The sequence below is a fragment of the Streptomyces sp. HPF1205 genome (assembly GCF_020400825.1).
In the GTDB taxonomy this organism is placed as follows: Bacteria; Actinomycetota; Actinomycetes; order Streptomycetales; family Streptomycetaceae; genus Actinacidiphila.
Genome location: NZ_JAINVH010000042.1, coordinates 1 through 16847, shown reverse-complemented (window position 1 = coordinate 16847; position 16847 = coordinate 1). Strand labels below are relative to the sequence as shown.

The window sequence follows — 16847 nt, the reverse complement described above, 5'->3', positions numbered from 1 at the left end:
TGACACGGCGCCGGGCGGGCCCGGGGCGGGCCCGCCCGGCGCCGTACGAAGAAGGGAACATCTCCATGTCAGACAGCACCGCGCGGTTCGTGGCGCTGCGTGCGGCCGGCACCTCACTGGTCGTGGACCTCGGCGGACCCGTGCCCCGGATCCTCCACTGGGGAGCCGACCTCGGGGAGCTGACCGAGGCGGGGCTCGCGGCGCTCGGCATGACCGGTGAGCCGGCGGTGCTCAACAACGCCCTCGACGTCCCGCGCCGGTTCACCATCTGGCCCACGGAGGCCGACGGCTGGTCCGGCACGCCCGCGCACCAGGGTCACCTCGCCGGTACGGGCGCCGCTCCCCGGCTCACCCTGACCGGCGCCTCGGTCCGGCAGGACGCCGAGGGCGGCGAACTGGCCGTCTCCCTCGGCGACCCCGTCACCGGCCTCGACGCCACCGTCACGTACACCATGGAACCCTCAGGAGTGCTCGGCGTGCGCACCGCCCTGTCCCGGCGGCCGGACGCCGAGCCGGGACCGTACGACCTCGCGCACGTCACCACGCTGCTGCCGCTGCCCCGCAGGGCCGCCGAGATCCTCGACTTCACCGGCAAGTGGAGCCGGGAGCGCTCCGCGCAACGCCGCCCGCTGGGCTTCGGCACGTACGCCCGCGAGGTCCGGCGCGGCAAGCCCGGCGCGGACTCGCCGTACCTGGTGACCGTGGGCGTGCCCGGGTTCGGGTTCCGCTCCGGCGAGGTGTGGGCGACGCACATCGCCTGGAGCGGCGACCAGCGGTACCTCGTCGAGCAGCTGCCCGAGGGCGCCGGCGCGCACGCCGCGGTGCTCGGCGGAGGCGAACTGCTGCGGCCCGGCGAGATCAGGCTGGAGCCCGGGCGCACGTACACCACCCCGGTGTGCCACTTCGCCTGGTCCGACCAGGGGCTCGACGGGCTGGCCGACCGGTTCCACACCATGCTGCGGGCCCGGCCCGGGCATCCGCGCGCGCCCCGCCCGGTCGTCCTCAACAGCTGGGAGGCGGTCTACTTCGACCACGACCTGGACCGGTTGCTGCGGCTGGCCACCACGGCGGCCGAGGTCGGCGTGGAGCGGTTCGTGCTGGACGACGGGTGGTTCCACGGCCGCCGCTCGGACAACGCCGGGCTCGGCGACTGGACCGTCGACCCGGTGGTATGGCCAGAGGGGCTGACGCCGCTGGTGGACCACGTGCGCGCGCTGGGCATGGACTTCGGGCTGTGGGTGGAACCGGAGATGGTCAACCTCGACTCCGACCTGGCCCGCGAGCACCCCGACTGGGTGCTCGGCCCGGCCCGCGGGCTCGGCCCGTCCTCCCGCCACCAGTACGTGCTCGACCTGGCCAACCCCGAGGTCCAGGACTACCTGCTGGCGGCCCTCGACGCGCTGGTGGACACGTACCGGATCGCCTACCTCAAGTGGGACCACAACCGGGAACTGCACGAGGCCGTGCACGGCCCGGCGGACCGCCCCGCCTCCCACGCCCAGATCCCCGCCCTCTACCGGCTGCTCGACACCCTCAAGGAACGGCATCCCGGGCTGGAGATCGAGAGCTGCGCCAGCGGCGGCGGCCGTGTCGACTTGGGCATCCTCGCCAGGACCGACCGGGTGTGGGCCTCGGACTGCAACGACCCGGTGGAGCGCCAGGCCATCCAGCGCTGGACCGCCCAGCTCCTGCCGCCCGAGCTGGTCGGCGCGCATGTCGGCGCCGCCGCCAGCCACACCACCGCCCGCGTCACCTCCGACACCTTCCGGCTGGTGACGGCGCTTTTCGGCCACGTCGGCATCGAGCAGGACATCACCCGCTGCGACGCCGGGGAACTGGCCCGGCTCACCGCCTGGACCGCCCTCTACCGCGAACTGCGCCCGCTGCTGCACGGCGGCCGCACCGTACGCGCCGACCTCGGCGGGGACGCGACGTCGCTGCACGGCGTCGTCGCCCACGACGGGTCGGCCGCCGTCTACTGCTGGGCACGGGTGGCCACCACGCCCGAGGCCCAGTCCGGACGTGTGCCGCTGCCCGGGCTGGCACCGGACGCCGACTACGAGGTCCGGGTGCGCACCGAACTCGGCCTGCCCTCCTTCCAGCAGGTCTCCGGGCCCGCCTGGGTCACCGCAGCCCTCGAGGACTGGGTGCCGCTGCCGGGAGCGGTGCTCGCGGTCGCCGGGGTGCCGCTGCCCAATCTCAACCCCGAGCAGGCGCTGCTGCTCCAGGTGCGGCGGGTCTGAGGCGGGCCGACCGCGGCGGGCGCGGTCCGCGCGCCCTCACCGCGAAAGGCCGCCGCTGTACGCCGACCGCGCCCGGACGGTCCTGCCCGCGGGCGCGGGGCCCGAGTGCCCCCAGGAGTCGCTGAGTTCGGCCACGATCCGCAGGGCGCGGCCGGACCCGGCGTACGGCTCGGGCTCGACCGGCTCCGGCAGCTCCAGGGACAGGAATCCACTGCGCACCGGGCGAACTCGGTGCGGGACCGAGCCTATCGCCGTTCGGCGCGGGCCGCTGCAATTGCATCGGAAATTGCATCCGCAAGTGCACAGGCGGGGGTGTGTGCCTCTATGGTGGTCGGTGATGCGGAATCACACACGCGGGACGATCAACTCACGCAAGTCCACGAAGGAGTGATGCCGAGTGCAGCGGTTCGAGAACGGGATGCCGGCCGGGACGATCAGCGGCGTGCGATGGGTCAAGAGCGGCCGCAGCAACGCGAGCGGCAATTGCGTGGAAGTGGCCCAACTCCCCGACGGCGGCGTCGCCGTGCGCAATTCCCGTGACCCCGAGGGGCCGGCGCTGGTCTACACCCGGGCCGAGATGACCGCCTTCGTGGCCGGCGCCAAGGACGGCGACTTCGACGCGTTCACCGGCTGAACCGGCCCGACCGGCGTGACCCTTTCGCGCCGGGCGCGTTGAACACGGCGGGACGGAACGGCGTCAGGCCGGCGTCACGCCGAGAATTCGGCCGATAACACTCCCGTTGGGCGGTTGCCGCGGGCTCCACAGTGCAATACTGACGCGTCCGGTATTCCTGGGAGCCCGCATGCCCGCCAGCCCGCAGCTCGTCTCGCCTCTACACCTGGCCGACCGCCGCCCGGACATGGGCGCCAAAGCCCTTGCCCGCGTCCTGGGCAACTACCTGCGGGCCCTGCGCGAGAGCCGCGGCATCACCCCGGCCACCGCGGGCCGTCACATACGTGCGCACATCTCCAAGATCAGCCGCATGGAGACCGCCCACGTCTCGCTCAAGCCCCATGACGTGGACGACCTGCTGGCCCTGTACGGCGTCGACGAGAAGGAGCGCGCCGAGATCGCCGCACTCGTCAAGCGCTCCTCCCAACCCGACTGGTGGCAGCCCTACGGCGAGGTGGTCCCCGACTGGTTCCAGCAGCTCATCGGCCTGGAGCGCGACGCCCACCTCATCCGCACCTACGAGACGCAGTACGTCCCCGGGCTGCTCCAGACCCCCGACTACGCCCGGGCCGTGGTCCGCAGCGGCTACCGGCTCGCCCCCGCCGACGAGATCGAGCGCCGGGTCCAGCTGCGGCTGGAACGGCAGCACAGGATGTTCCAGCCCGGTGCGCCCGTGCTGTGGGCCGTCGTCGAGGAAGGCGTGCTGCATCGCCCGGTCGGCGGGACCGAGGTGATGCGCGAGCAACTGCTGTACCTGCTGGAGGTGCTGCGCCGGCCCGGGGTGCGGCTGCAGATCGCCTCGTACGAAGCCAGCGCGAAGGCCGGCCCGGGCGCGGCCGTCACGTATCTGCGGTTCGCCCAGGGCTTCCTGCCGGACGTGGTCTACCTGGAGCACATGACCAGCGCGGTCTACCTGGACCGGCTGGAGGACCTGGACAAGTACCGCGCCGCGCTGGACGAGCTGAGCACACTGGCCGCCACGCCGGCGGCGAGCCGCGTCGTGATCGAAGAGGCTCTGCGCCGCTACGAGTAGCGGTCGGCGGCGGTGCGGGCCGCGGGCCCGGGGGGCCACCGGCGCCCGGGCCCGCGGGCCGCCGCGTTCTCAGGGCAGTCGCCCCACCCCGCCGAACTCGATCCACTCGAAGCTCGGCTGCTTCGGGGCCATGTCGCTGTCGGGGCGCCAGGTGGAGACCTCCACCAGGCCCGGGGGCAGGATCTCGGTGCCCTCCAGGAACCCGTGCACGTCCGCCTCCCGCCGCACCTCGCCCCAATTCCCGCCGGTGGAGCGGTCCATGAAGTCGGTGACGTACCGCCGCGTCTCGGGGTCCTCGCTGACCAGCTGGCACACCACCAGGCAACTGCCGGACGGCAGCCGCTCGGCGACCCTGCGGACCACCCCGGCGGGGTCGTCCTTGTCGCGGATGCAGTGCAGCACCGAGACGAACAGCGCCGCCACCGGCTGGTCGAGGTCTATCAGCCGCTCGACCTCGGGGCTGTTCCATATGCTCTCGGTGTCCCGGAAGTCGGCCTGCAGGACAGCGGTGTTCTCGTTCTCCTCCAGCAGCGCCCGGCCGTGGGCCAGGACTATGGGGTCGTTGTCGACGTAGACCACGCGGGCGTCCGGGTGCACCCGCTGCGCCACCTCGTGCACGTTGTCCTGCGTGGGCAGGCCCGACCCGTGGTCCACGAACTGCCTGATGCCGTACTCCTCGGCCAGCACCCGCACCACCCTGCGCAGGAACTGGCGGTTGTTCAGCGCCAGCACCTTCATGCTGGGCACGGCCAGCAGCAGCTGCTCCGTGGCCTCCCGGTCCGCCGGGTAGTTGTCCTTTCCGTCCAGGAGGTAGTCGTACATGCGGGCCACGCTGGGCACCGTCACATCGATCTTCTCGGTCAGCGGTGTGTTCCCGTTCGGCATCCGGGCCCCTCGTGACTCATCGACTCTGAGTGACTCCGCGACTGCGGAAGTGCGCTCATCCTAGGGAGGGTTGATGGCCCGGTCGAGCCGAAGTCCGAGGTCTTCACGGTTTCCGGCGGTCGTTCCGGCGGTCGCAGGCATGGGCGGTCAGCGAGTGCGCGGAACCGTCGCCGGGCGGCAGGACGAGCGTCAGTACGATGCCCTCGCCGGTGGCCCTGGCACCGGTCAGCCGGACCCCGGCCGGAAGGCCGGGCAGCCGCACGGTACGCGGTGCCAGCCGCCGCGCCAGTGACGAGGTCATCCGGTTCGGCGACGCCGCGTCCAGGGCGAAGTCCTCGCCGAACAGGGAGAGGTACCACGGGGACACGGTCAGAGTGCTCGCCGTGGTGGTGAGTCGGGTGTGCACCGTGATCGGCAGCGGAATACCCGCGAGCCTGCCGGTCAGCACCAGCCCGCCGGCGCCGTCGGGACCCGGGACCAGACCGGCCGCCGCGCTGCCCAGCCGCTTGCCGAGCTGGCCGTACCCGACCGTCGCGCTGGCCCAGCCCCCGGTGGTGGCGCCCTTCGTGGTCACGTCGTGCAGCTCGGCCACGACCGTGAGGGCGATGCCGTCGCGGCGGACGTCGCGCGCTCTGATCCGGACGGTGCCCACGTCACCGGTCAGCAGCCGAAGCCCGGCGAAGGCACCGCCGAAACGCGCCGAGACCGCACCGGTCGGCCGCAGCTTGCAGGCGGCGGCCTGAGCGATCCGGTGCCGGACGGTGCGCTCGACGACCACGTCGGCGACGGCCGTCAACGCCAGTACGCCCGCGAGGGCCACGGCGGTGACCACCCACGGATTGCGCGGCGAGCGGCGCGGGCGGGCGAACGGGAACCGGCCGAACGGGAGCCGGCCGAACGCGAGCCGGGGAGGCGTCGTCCCGTCGGGCGTCGTCCGGGAGGGGGCCGGCCGCTCGAACGGGAAGCGGGTGAACCGGGGCCGGGCGGCCCGCAGCCGTCCGGCCCGCCGCGCGAGGGACCTCAGGGAGCCGGGCTTCACGCGGCGAGGAGCCCGATCAGGTGCGCCGCGGCCGTGGCCGCGGGCGGCGGGGCCCCCACCGGTGCCGTCGGCCGGTTCCCGGGCACACCGAACGCCGTGATCAGCGTCTTGTCCGGATCGGCCGCCATGCGGGACAGCCTAACCAACGTGTCAGGGGTGCAGGTTGCCGGTCCTGCGAACCTCGCGGGGAAACGGCTACGCCGGTCGGCGACGGCATTCCGGGAGGCCGGAGGCGGCGGCCGGGGAGCGGCCTCAGGCGGGGTCCGTCCAGGTCATCGCCTTCAGCTCCATGCGGGCCGCGGGAGCGGTGCCCGGGAGCGTGGTCCAGAAGGGGTGCGCCGCGATGCGGACCGACAGGCGGACGAGGCGGCGGCGCAGCACGGTGGTCTGGGCGGTCGCCTGGTCGGTTGCCTGGTCGGTGGTCCGGTCGGTGGGGGCGGAACCGGCGGCGGCGAGCCGGCGGTAGGTGGCGTACCAGTCGCGCTGAGCCTGAACGAGGTCGTCGGGGAACACGTGGGTCATGCCGCGATTCTGGCACATGCTCGAACAGGTGTGCGATATCGAGGCCGGGGTTCACTCGAACGAGGGAGGGCGGTGACGCAGGGGCAGAACCGGGGCCAGCACGGCGCCCGTGGTGAGCGTGAAAGCCACCACCACGCAGGTGGCGATCAGCCAGGACTGCATGGTGAACACCGAGCCCAGCGAGCCGTACGTGGCCAGGCTGCGATTGAGCGCGGTCGGCATGTAGAGCCGGGCCGTCGCCGACAGGGCGGTCATCGCGGCGGCGGTGAGCACGGCGCCGGGCAGCAGCGGCCGCCAGGCCACGCGCGAGGCGAGCAGCAGCCATTGCGTCCACCACCACAGCAGGATGTCGCTGACGAGGGTCAGCGGGACGCCGACCGCCGGGCCCGCGCCGAAGCCGTCGCGCAGCGGCCCCTGCAGCACCAGCGCTCCCAGCCACGTGACCAGCCAGGCGAACCACCGCCAGACCGCCGTGCGAGCCGCCGGCCTCGGCAGCCGCCAGGCCCGCTCGCAGATCCGGGCCATCGCCCTGCTGGTCGAGGTCGCCGATAGCAGGGCGATCACCACGCCGATCGCACCCGTGGTCTGCCGCAGTTCCTCGCTGCCGGTCCCGTGGACCTCGCGCAACTGCCGCTCGGCCGCACCGTTCAGGCCGAACACGCCCCGAGCGGAGGCGAGCAGTGCGGAACGCACGTCGTGGGGCGCGAAGGCCGCGACGACGAACAGCAGCGGCACGGCCGTCAGGAAGACCTGCGCGGCCAGCCTGGTGCCCGCCTCCAGCAGGTTCGCCGAGAGCAGGCGGGCGGTCAGTTCCGTGATCACCGGGAAGCGGCGTTCGGCCGCCGCCCGCAGTCGGGCCACCCGCGCGTGCCACGCCCGTGCGCGCGCCGCCCACCTCGCGCGCCACGCCCGGCGCCCGCCCGCGTCCGGGCTCACCGCCGGCCCGCCCCGCCCGCGCGCCCGCGACGGGTCACGCGGGGCGTCGGCACGAGCACCTCCCAGCACCTCCAGCACGTCGGTACGCCGGTGCGGCGGCGGGCGGCGGATGCCGAACCCTCTTCAGGGCATTATGCGATGGAACATCAGCTTCTGTCGGGTTTTCGGGTAGTGCGGCGGTGCGGCGGTCCGGCGGTTCGTGGGTGGCACGAGGCCGCACCTTCCGGCGGCCGGCCGGCCGGTGGCGGGGGCCGGGTCGACCACCCCGGTCACTAAGTTATCCTTAGTGACCGGTGCGGTGGCCGCGGCGCCCGCGGTCGGCGCCGTACCCGCCGTTCCTTCCTTCCCTCCCTCCGGCCGGCCGTCTCGGACGCCGCCGGCCCGCTCACGAATCGGAGAGCACGCGATGCCGAAACTGGGGATCATCGTGGCCAGCACCAGGCCCGGCCGGGTCGGCCTGCCCGTTGCCCGGTGGGTCGAGGCCGAAGCCCGTACCCACTCCGGCTTCGACGAGATCGACCTGATCGACCTGGCCGAGGTCGGCCTGCCCTTCATGGACGAGCCCGAGCACCCGCGGCTCGGCCGCTACACCCACCGGCACACCCGCGACTGGAGCGCCAGGATCGCGGCGGTGGACGCCTTCGTGTTCGTGATGCCCGAGTACAACCACGGCTTCACCGCCCCGCTGAAGAACGCGCTCGACTACCTGCACCGCGAGTGGCTGTACAAGCCGGTCGGCCTGGTGAACTACGGCGGGATCGCCGGGGGCACCCGCGCCGCGCAGATGATCAAGCAGGTGCTCACCGCGCTGAAGATGACCCCGCTCGTCGAGTCGGTCACCATCCCCTTCGTCAGCCGTCACCTCGACGACGACTCCGTCTTCGTGCCCGACGAGACGCTGTCCTCCTCGGCGAAGACCATGCTGGACGAACTGGTACGGACGGAGGCGGCGTTGCGGCCGATGCGGCCGGCGCCGGCGGAACCGGGCGTGGGCGCGGCCCCCGCCCGAAGCGGCGGGGGAGCGTGACGGAGGCGGGGCCCGGGGCGCCGGAGGCGGCCGCGGCCGGGGCCCGTCAGGTGTGCGAGCGGTTCCACGCCGCCATCGAACTCATCGGTGGCCGCTGGACCGGGGCGATCCTGCGGGCGGTGTTCACCGGACAGCACCGGTTCGCCCGGATCAGGGCGGCCGTGCCCGGGCTCAGCGACACCATGCTGGCCCAGCGGTTGCGCGTCCTTGAGGCCGAGGGCCTGCTCGAACGGCGGCCCGGGCCCGGCGGCCCGGCCCACGCCGAGTACCACCTGACGCCCATGGGACGGGAGTTGGAGCCGGTGCTGGAGGCGGTCCGCACCTGGGCGCACCGCTGGATCCCGCTGCCCGGTCAGGAGGCCGGCCCGGGAATTCCCGGATCCGGCTCCACCGCCGGACCGGGCGCGGCTCCCGTACCGGCCGCCGGCCCACCCGCGGCGCCCGGTCCCGGTCCCGTGTCCGGTCCCGGCCCCGCGTCCGGTCCCGTGTCGGATCCCGTGTCCGGGGGACCCGGCTCCCGGTAGCGCAGCAGCAGCATCGCCGCGTCGTCGTGCAACGGCCCCTGGGTGTGCCGGATCAGGTCGGTGCGCAGTGTCTCCAGGGCCCGCTGCGGGTCCGGGTCCCGCAGCAGTTCCGCCCGCGGGCCCAGCGGGTAGAAGTCACCGGCCGGGTCGCGGGCCTCGGTCACGCCGTCGGTGTAGAGCAGCATCTGGTCACCGGGGCCGAACGGGACCGGGAACGCGACCGGCACGTCGGCGGGCCGCAGGCCCAGCCCCAACGGCAGCGAGGACTCCGGCGGTTCGGGGAAGCGGACCTCCCCGTCCGGGCGCAGGATCATCGGCGGCGGGTGCCCGAAACTGAGCAGCGTGGTGCCGTGCAGCGGGCTGATCTGGGCCATCAGCGCGGTGACGAACTTCTCGCCGCCCAGCGCCCGGTCCGCCGCCCTGCGCACCCGCTCGCCGACCCCCTCCAGGCTCTTCTCGTCGTGCGCGGCCTCGCGGAACGCGCCCAGCACCACGGCGGCCGTCTCCACCGCGTCCAGGCCCTTGCCCTGCACGTCGCCGATGATGACGCGCACCCCGGCCGGCGACGGCACCACCTCGTACAGGTCCCCGCCGATGCGCGCCTCCGCCACCGCCGAGGTGTACGAGACGGCCGCGCGCAGGTGGCCCGCGCTGCGCGGCACCGGACGCAGCAGCACCCGCTGGGCCGCCTCCGCGATCGAGCGGACGTTCGCCAACTCCGCCTCGCGGCGCTGCCGGGTGAGCGCGGCGATCACCCCGGCCACCGTCACCCCGACCACCGCCCCGATCGCGGCGAACCCCCGGCGCTCGGCGAACAGCCCGTCCACCGCGCCCAGCCCGCAGGCGATCGCGACCGCCAGCGCCCCGATGACCGCCGTACGCACCCAGGTCCCGGCCAGACCCGCGAAGGCCGGACCCAGCGACACCAGCGGCAGCAGCCCCACGCTCGCCCCCGCGACCCCGTCCACCAGCGCGACGAGCGCCATCACCGCGTACGGCAGCACGGTCAGCGGCAGCGGCACCGGCCGGGTGCCCGGCCCGCCCGCGACGGGCGCCTGTCCGGCGAGCGTACGGGGACGGCGGCCGCCCCCAGCCCTTCGCGGCACGGCGACCCCTCCTTCCCCCGGCCCCGGCACGGCCGTTCCGCGGCCTGCCCGCGGCCTTCCCCCGGACCGACGGTCCCAGACTATGCGCCGGGCATGGGCCCGGTGGAGCACACCGTACGGTGCGTCACCTCCGTGTGACGCGGCCCGCCGTCGATCGGGTGAACGCGCGCGCCCGCCGGGCCCCGCGCGCGGTACCTTGCTCCCGCTCTTTCGCAGTTTCATCAGTGATGGGAGACATATGCGTACCCGTAAGGTTCTGGCCGCTTGCGGACTGGCCGCCTCTATGGTCGCCGCCGGCGCCGGAAGCGCCTCCGCGATCGGCGACGACCAGGGAAACACCACGGTCAACGGCAACGGCGCGAGGCAGGCCTACGGCAACACGGTCACCAGCGGGCACCTGAGCCCGCAGGTGGGCCTGGTCCAGGGCTCGCTCAACAAGCTGTGCGTCGGCCTGCCGGCCAAGGCAAATCTCGGTTCCCTGGTCGGCATCCTGGTGCCGATCACGGTCCAGGACGTCAACGTGCTGTCCTCGCCGCAGAACCAGCAGTGTGCCGACAACTCCACCCAGTCCAAGCGGGACGAGCCGCTCTCCCACCTCCTGGACGACATCCCGGTCCTGTCGGGGAACGGCGCCGGCAACCACTGACGGCCGCCGGCGCACGGCCGCCGGGCCGCGCGCCGGCGACTCGGTCACGGCGGTCACGGCGGTCACGCCGGTCATGGCGACGGCGGGCCCCGTCCGGGATCTTGGGTTCCAGCGGTCCTCGCAACACCCGCGATCCGCGGGAGTTGCGAGGACCGTGGCCGTTGGGACTGCTGCTCGGCGCCTTGTGCCCGGCGCGCGACGAACCCGCCCACGCCGGCGCGGGTCGCGCCCAGCTCGCCCCCGCCCGGCTCGCCCGCGCCCGGCTCGCCCGCGCCTGCTCCGGCGCGGCCGCGAATCCGTTCCCGTTTCCGTTCCCGCGCCGGCCCCGGACCGGCACCCCACCGGCAGCGGGCGGCCCAGGGGGCCCGCTGCCGGTCGTCCCCCGCCGCGCCGGCGACGGGCTTGGACATCACGGCCCGGAGCCGCCCGCGCGGTAGTAGTGTGCGGGGTGGACACAGGCTCCGCGCCCGGAGCTGCGGCTGTGGTCCCCTATGTGTTGACGGCGGTCACTGTGAGCGCTAACAATGGGCCTCACCTTGAACGAGGGGAGAGCTGTTGTGACGCGCGGCGCGAAGGACACACCGGCTGCCCGCCGTCCGCCGACCATGGCGGACGTGGCCCGGGTGGTGGGTGTGTCGCACCAGACCGTGTCGCGGGTGCTGAGCGGTCATCCCAACGTGCGGGACGCCACGCGGGCCGACGTGCTGCGGGCCATCGAGGAACTCGGCTACCGCCGCAACTCCTCGGCCCGCGCCCTGGTGACCCGGCGGACCCGCACCCTCGGCGTGGTCGCGTGCAACCCGACCCTCTTCGGTCCGGCGAGCACCCTGTTCGGCCTGGAGGAGGCGGCCCGCGAGGAGGGCTACATGGTCTCGGCGGTCACCCTGCGCCGCCAGACCAGAACCGCGCTCGCCGAGGCCATCGACCACCTCAGCGACTGGGGTGTCGAGGGCATCGTGGTCATCGTGCCGCAGCGCGAGGCTGTCGCCGCGCTCGCCGACCTGCGCCCGCCTTTCCCCGTCGTCACCGTCGAGGGCGGCCACGACCTGGACATCCCCGGGGTCGCGGTGGACCAGGAGCTGGGCGCGCGGCTGGCCACCGGCCATCTGCTGGGCGCCGGGCACCGCACCATCTGGCACGTGTCGGGCCCGCAGGACTGGCTGGAGGCCGAGGCGCGCATGGCCGGCTGGCGGGCAGCGCTGGAGGAGGCCGGGGCCGAGGTGCCACCGCCCCTGATCGGCGACTGGACCCCGCTGTCGGGCTACCGGGCCGGCCAGGAACTCGCCGGCCGGGTCGCGGCCGGCTCGGCGCGCCGCCGCGCGCCCGAGGTCACCGCGGTCTTCGTGGCCAACGACCAGATGGCGCTCGGCCTGCTGCGGGCCTTCCGCGAGGCGGGTCTGTCCGTGCCCGGGCAGGTCGCCATCGCCGGCTTCGACGACATCCCCGAGGCCGAGTACTTCGCGCCGCCGCTGACCACCGTGCGGCAGGACTTCGCCGCCGTGGGCCGGGCCGGAGTCCAACTCCTCATCAACACCTTGGAGTCGGGTCAGCCGACCGCCGAACGCGTACTGATCGAGCCCCGCCTGATCGTCCGCAGCAGTACCACGCCGAACTGACGCGGCGCCCGACCGCAGCCCCGCGACGCCGTGACCCGGCGCAGGGGAACCGTCCGGCGCCCGACCCACCAGCAGTCCCGCAATTCCCGCTCGTCACCCCCGCAATCGCACCGCCGTCCCCCCGCAACAGCACCGCACACGCATTCCGCCTCGAGTGTGCCGCCCGGCCCGTGCCGGACGGCACGCCGGCGCCCGGCATTCTTGATGGAGCGCGACACCATGACACCTGAACTCCCCGCCGTCACCGTGGGGATCGACTTCGGCACCCTGTCCGGGCGCGCCCTCGTGGTCGCCGTCGAGGACGGACGGGAGCTCGGCAGTGCCGTCCACGAGTACGCGCACGGCGTCGTCGACGAGCAGCTTCCCAACGGAGACCGGCTGCCCCCGGACTGGGCGCTGCAGGTCCCCGAGGACTGGCGGGAAGTGCTGCGGCGCGCCGTGCCGGAGGCGCTGCGGGCCGCGGGCGTGCGGCCCGAGCAGGTGGTCGGTGTCGGCACCGACTTCACCGCGTGCACGGTGCTGCCCACGACGGCCGCGGGCGTGCCCCTGTGCGAGCTGCCGGGCATGGCGGCGCGTCCGCACGCGTACCCCAAGCTGTGGCGCCACCACGCCGCCCAGCCGGAGGCCGACCTGATCGTGCGCCGGGCCGAGGAGGCGGGCGAGCCGTGGCTGGCGCGTTACGGCGGCCGCATATCCAGCGAGTGGCAGTACGCCAAGGCGCTGCAGGTGCTCAAGGAGGACCCGAAGGTCTACGAGGCCGCCGAGCGGTGGATCGAGGCCGCCGACTGGATCATCTGGGAGCTGACGGGCGCCGAGACCCGCAACATGTGCACGGCCGGCTACAAGGGCATGTACCAGGACGGCACGTACCCGGGCGCCGACTACCTGGCCTCCCTGCACCCCGACTTCGCCGGATTCACCGCCAAGATCGACCACCCGCTGTCCCAGCTCGGCACGAGGGCCGGGACGCTGAGCGCGCGGGCCGCGGAGCTGACCGGCCTGCCGGAGGGGATCGCGGTCGCCGTCGGAAACGTTGACGCCCACGTCACCAACGCCGCCGCCCAGGCCCTGGAGCCCGGCCACATGCTGGCCATCATGGGCACCTCCACCTGCCACATCATGAACTCCGACGTCCTGGCCGAGGTCCCCGGCATGTGCGGGGTGGTGCGCGACGGCGTCGTGCCGGGCCTGTGGGGCTACGAGGCCGGGCAGAGCGGCGTCGGCGACATCTTCGCCTGGGCGGCCCGTACCGTGCTGCCGCCCGCGTACGGGGAGGAGGCGCGGTCCCGCGGGATCTCGCCGCACGACCTGCTCACGGAGAAGGCCGCAGGACAGCCGGTGGGCGGACACGGGCTGATCGCGCTGGACTGGCACAGCGGCAACCGCTCCGTGCTGGTCGACCACCACCTGTCCGGGCTGATCGTCGGGCTCACCCTGGACACCCGGCCCGAGGACGTCTACCGGGCGCTGGTCGAGGCCACCGCCTTCGGCACCCGGACCATTGTGGACGCGTTCGAGACGGCGGGCGTGCCGGTGCGGGAGTTCACCGTGGCCGGGGGGCTGCTGAAGAACCGTTTCCTGATGCAGATCTACAGCGACGTGCTGAACCGGCCGATCAACGTCATCGACTCCGCGCAGGGCCCGGCGCTCGGCTCGGCGATCCACGCCGCCGTCGCCGCGGGCGCCCACCCGGACGTCCGCGCCGCCTCCGCGGCCATGGGCGGGCTGATCCGGGCCGCCTACACCCCGGACGCGGACCGGGCCGCCGACTACGACCTGCTGTACGCCGAGTACCGTGCCCTGCACGACCACTTCGGCCGCGGCGGCTCGTCCGTCATGCACCGCCTGCGTGAACTGCGCGGCAGGGCGCTCGCCCGGCCGGCCGACCGTTGAGACCGCCGGTTCCCGCAGCCGGTTGTTAGCGCTCACCGGATTTGTTAACGCTCACCCGCCCGCCCGCTCATCCCCTCAAGAGGCCTCTTGCGATGACATCCCTCCCAGCGTCCGCCGCCGACGCAGTGCAACGGTTGCGGCAGCAGGTCAGCGACCTGCACCAGGAACTCGTCCGGTACCGGCTCGTGGTCTGGACGGCCGGCAACGTCTCGGCCCGCGTCCCGGGCCACGACCTGTTCGTCATCAAGCCGAGCGGAGTCGCCTACGAGCGGCTCACCCCCGAGTCGATGATCGTCTGCGACCTCGCGGGCGACGTGGTGGAGGGCGACCTGTCCCCGTCGTCCGACACCGCCGCGCACGCCTACGTCTACCGGCACATGCCGGACGTCGGCGGAGTGGTGCACACCCACTCCGGCTACGCCACGGCCTGGGCCGCCCGAGGGGAGGCGGTCCCCTGCGTACTGACCGCCATGGCCGACGAGTTCGGCGCCGAGATACCCGTCGGCCCGTTCGCCCTGATCGGTGACGACTCCATCGGCAAGGGCATCGTCGAGACCCTCACCGGACACCGCTCACCGGCCGTCCTGATGCGCAGCCACGGCGTCTTCACCATCGGCAAGGACGCCCGCGCCGCGGTGAAGGCCGCGGTGATGTGCGAGGACGTGGCCCGCACCGTCCACCTGTCCCGGCAGCTCGGCGAGCCGCTCCCGCTGCCGCCCGAGGACATCGACCGGCTCTACGACCGCTACCAGAACGTCTACGGGCAGCACGGCCCGGCCGCCGCCCCACGAGGAGTTGACGCATGACCCCGCACGACCACCGTGAAGTCTGGTTTCTCACCGGCAGCCAGGGCCTCTACGGCGAGGAGACGCTGCAGCAGGTCGCCGAGCAGTCCCGGCTGATCGCCGAACAGCTCCCCGGCGTGCCGGGCGTCCAGGTGGTGTGGAAGCCGGTGCTCACCGACGCCGCAGCCATCGTGCGGACCGTGCTGGAGGCCAACTCCGACCCGGCGTGCCTCGGGCTGATCGCCTGGATGCACACCTTCTCCCCGGCCAAGATGTGGATAGCCGGACTGGACGCCCTGGGCAAGCCGCTGCTGCACCTGCACACCCAGGCCAATGTCGAACTGCCCTGGTCCACCATCGACATGGACTTCATGAACCTGAACCAGGCCGCCCACGGCGACCGGGAGTTCGGTTACGTGCAGGCCCGGCTCGGGGTGGCCCGCAAGACCGTTGCCGGCCACGTCTCCGACCCGCTGGTGGCCGCCAGGGTGCAGGCGTGGATGCGTGCCGCGCTCGGCCGCGCCGCCCTGCGCGGCCTGAAACTGGCGAGGTTCGGCGACAACATGCGGGACGTCGCGGTCACCGAGGGTGACAAGGTCGAGGCGCAGCTGCGGTTCGGCGTGTCCGTCAACACCTACGGCGTCAACGACCTGGTCGCGGCGGTCGACGCGGTGGAGCAGGGGGCCGTCACCGACCTGGTCAAGGAGTACGCGAACACCTACCGGCTGGCGCCGGAGCTGGCCGCGGACGGGGACCGGCACGAGTCGCTGCGCTACGCGGCCCGGATCGAACTGGGGCTGCGCACCTTCCTCACCGAGGGCGGGTTCCAGGCGTTCACCACCAACTTCGAGGACCTCGGCGGCCTTCGCCAGCTGCCGGGCCTCGCGGTGCAGCGGCTGATGGCCGACGGCTACGGCTTCGGCGGCGAGGGCGACTGGAAGACCTCGGCGCTGCTGCACACCGTCAAGGCCATGTCGGTGGGGCTGCCGGGCGGAGCCTCCTTCATGGAGGACTACACCTACCACCTGGTGCCGGGCAGCGAGCTCATCCTGGGTGCGCACATGCTGGAGGTGTGCCCGAGCATCGCCGCGGACCGGGCGTCGTGCGAGATCCACCCGCTGGGCATCGGCGGCCGCGAGGACCCGGTGCGGCTGGTGTTCGACGCGCGGCCCGGGCCGGCCGTGGTGGTGGGCCTGGCGGACGTGGGGGACAGGTTCCGGCTGGTCGCCAACGAGATCGAGGTCGTCCCGCCGCCGGAGCCGCTGCCCAGGCTGCCCGTGGCGCGGGCGGTGTGGAAGCCGCAGCCCAACCTGCGCACCTCCACCGAGGCGTGGCTGACGGCCGGCGGTCCGCACCACACCGTGCTGTCCGGCGCGGTGGGCACCGAGGAGCTGACCGACTTCGCGGAGATGACCGGCACCGAGCTGCTGACCATCGACGCCGGCACCGAGCCGCGCCGGTTCGCCCAGGAAATGCGCTGGAACCAGGCCTACTTCCGGCTCGCCGGAGGGCTGTGAAGCAGCCGAATCGATGCCGTTCGTTGTCTTGACGCGGTCTCAGTGAGCGCTAACAATTCCTTCCAAGCCGAGGCCGGAGGCTCGCTGATGGGCGCCCTGGCCATGCCGGTTGCACAGCAGGGCGCACCACGGCGCTTGTGAGCGCTAACACGTCATCAGGCACCATCCTGACAGCCTCGACACACCCCACGACCCGAGAACAGGACTCCCATGCTTGACGCGATCTCCGCCGGTTCCCGATCCAAGCGCCTGGCCGTTGTGGCGTTGAGCCTCGCCGTCGCCGCGGTGATGACCGGCTGCAGCAAGAGCGGCGCCGGAAGTTCCTCCGCCGGGTCCAACCCGACGGCCAGCGGCTCCACGGCGGCTCCCGCCATTCAGGGTGACATCACCTTCAACGACACC

General features: G+C 73.4%; 16 protein-coding genes and 2 pseudogenes. 11 read left to right on the top strand and 7 right to left on the bottom strand.

The window, feature by feature from the left end:
- Window positions 1-65 precede the first annotated feature (65 nt).
- On the top strand, window positions 66-2243 hold the full coding sequence (locus K7G61_RS31790; RefSeq protein WP_225850539.1) for an alpha-galactosidase: 2178 nt from the start codon (window positions 66-68) through the stop codon (window positions 2241-2243).
- A gap of 36 nt (window positions 2244-2279) precedes the next feature.
- Here K7G61_RS31790 and K7G61_RS31785 read toward each other — a convergent pair whose 3' ends face one another.
- Window positions 2280-2462, bottom strand: a complete 183-nt coding sequence (locus tag K7G61_RS31785) for a hypothetical protein (protein ID WP_225850537.1) — start codon at window positions 2460-2462, stop codon at window positions 2280-2282.
- 178 nt (window positions 2463-2640) lie between these two features.
- On the opposite strand from K7G61_RS31785, the gene K7G61_RS31780 reads away from it, so the two are divergent.
- Together K7G61_RS31780 and K7G61_RS31775 are read left to right on the top strand one after the other, a co-directional pair.
- Window positions 2641-2877 (top strand): DUF397 domain-containing protein, encoded by a 237-nt coding sequence (locus K7G61_RS31780; RefSeq protein WP_225850536.1) that lies wholly within the window; start codon window positions 2641-2643, stop codon window positions 2875-2877.
- A 169-nt stretch (window positions 2878-3046) separates the two neighbouring features.
- Window positions 3047-3949: a helix-turn-helix transcriptional regulator gene (locus K7G61_RS31775; protein WP_225850535.1), complete on the top strand. Its 903-nt coding sequence runs from the start codon at window positions 3047-3049 to the stop codon at window positions 3947-3949.
- A gap of 69 nt (window positions 3950-4018) precedes the next feature.
- Here K7G61_RS31775 and K7G61_RS31770 read toward each other — a convergent pair whose 3' ends face one another.
- The 5 genes from K7G61_RS31770 to K7G61_RS31755 form a co-directional block, all read right to left on the bottom strand.
- Entirely contained in the window at window positions 4019-4834 is an 816-nt protein-coding gene (locus tag K7G61_RS31770) for an SAM-dependent methyltransferase (protein ID WP_225850534.1), read from the bottom strand.
- Window positions 4835-4937: 103 nt separating this feature from the next.
- A complete protein-coding gene (locus tag K7G61_RS31765; protein ID WP_225850532.1) occupies window positions 4938-5873 on the bottom strand; it encodes a DUF2993 domain-containing protein in 936 nt (311 codons plus the stop codon).
- Window positions 5870-6001, bottom strand: coding sequence for a hypothetical protein (locus K7G61_RS36690; RefSeq protein WP_263985116.1), 132 nt, complete (start codon window positions 5999-6001; stop codon window positions 5870-5872). Before K7G61_RS36690 ends, K7G61_RS31765 begins: the two co-directional genes overlap by 4 nt.
- A 124-nt stretch (window positions 6002-6125) precedes the next feature.
- Window positions 6126-6395: a hypothetical protein gene (locus tag K7G61_RS31760; RefSeq protein ID WP_225850530.1), complete on the bottom strand. Its 270-nt coding sequence runs from the start codon at window positions 6393-6395 to the stop codon at window positions 6126-6128.
- A 51-nt stretch (window positions 6396-6446) separates the two neighbouring features.
- The gene (locus K7G61_RS31755) at window positions 6447-7256 is read right to left on the bottom strand and encodes a YhjD/YihY/BrkB family envelope integrity protein (RefSeq protein ID WP_225850529.1); all 810 of its coding nucleotides are present in this window, start codon (window positions 7254-7256) and stop codon (window positions 6447-6449) included.
- A gap of 481 nt (window positions 7257-7737) precedes the next feature.
- Between K7G61_RS31755 and K7G61_RS31750 the strand changes: the two genes are divergently transcribed.
- Together K7G61_RS31750 and K7G61_RS31745 are read left to right on the top strand one after the other, a co-directional pair.
- On the top strand, window positions 7738-8358 hold the full coding sequence (locus K7G61_RS31750) for an NADPH-dependent FMN reductase (protein WP_225850527.1): 621 nt from the start codon (window positions 7738-7740) through the stop codon (window positions 8356-8358).
- A pseudogene (locus tag K7G61_RS31745) lies at window positions 8355-8690 on the top strand (winged helix-turn-helix transcriptional regulator); the annotation flags it as partial. The gene K7G61_RS31750 and the pseudogene K7G61_RS31745, both read left to right, overlap by 4 nt.
- A 20-nt stretch (window positions 8691-8710) precedes the next feature.
- Here the strand turns inward: K7G61_RS31745 and K7G61_RS31740 are convergent.
- Window positions 8711-9868 (bottom strand): PP2C family protein-serine/threonine phosphatase, encoded by a 1158-nt coding sequence (locus K7G61_RS31740; RefSeq protein WP_225850606.1) that lies wholly within the window; start codon window positions 9866-9868, stop codon window positions 8711-8713.
- A gap of 358 nt (window positions 9869-10226) precedes the next feature.
- Here K7G61_RS31740 and K7G61_RS31735 point away from each other — a divergent pair, with 358 nt between their 5' ends.
- From K7G61_RS31735 to K7G61_RS31710, 6 genes and pseudogenes are all read left to right on the top strand, one after another.
- The gene (locus K7G61_RS31735) at window positions 10227-10634 is read left to right on the top strand and encodes a rodlin (protein WP_225850526.1); all 408 of its coding nucleotides are present in this window, start codon (window positions 10227-10229) and stop codon (window positions 10632-10634) included.
- A 605-nt stretch (window positions 10635-11239) separates the two neighbouring features.
- A complete protein-coding gene (locus K7G61_RS31730; protein ID WP_225850605.1) occupies window positions 11240-12250 on the top strand; it encodes a LacI family DNA-binding transcriptional regulator in 1011 nt (336 codons plus the stop codon).
- Between the two features lie 219 nt (window positions 12251-12469).
- Window positions 12470-14143, top strand: coding sequence for a ribulokinase (araB, locus tag K7G61_RS31725; RefSeq protein ID WP_225850524.1), 1674 nt, complete (start codon window positions 12470-12472; stop codon window positions 14141-14143).
- 92 nt (window positions 14144-14235) lie between these two features.
- Window positions 14236-14949, top strand: coding sequence for an L-ribulose-5-phosphate 4-epimerase (locus K7G61_RS31720; RefSeq protein ID WP_225850522.1), 714 nt, complete (start codon window positions 14236-14238; stop codon window positions 14947-14949).
- Window positions 14946-16445 carry an L-arabinose isomerase gene (gene araA / locus K7G61_RS31715; protein ID WP_225850520.1) on the top strand — a complete coding sequence of 500 codons (1500 nt, stop codon included), beginning with the start codon at window positions 14946-14948 and terminating at the stop codon, window positions 16443-16445. The genes K7G61_RS31720 and araA overlap by 4 nt, the downstream gene beginning before the upstream one ends.
- 210 nt (window positions 16446-16655) lie before the next feature.
- Window positions 16656-16847 (top strand): annotated as a pseudogene (locus K7G61_RS31710) (hypothetical protein); the annotation flags it as partial.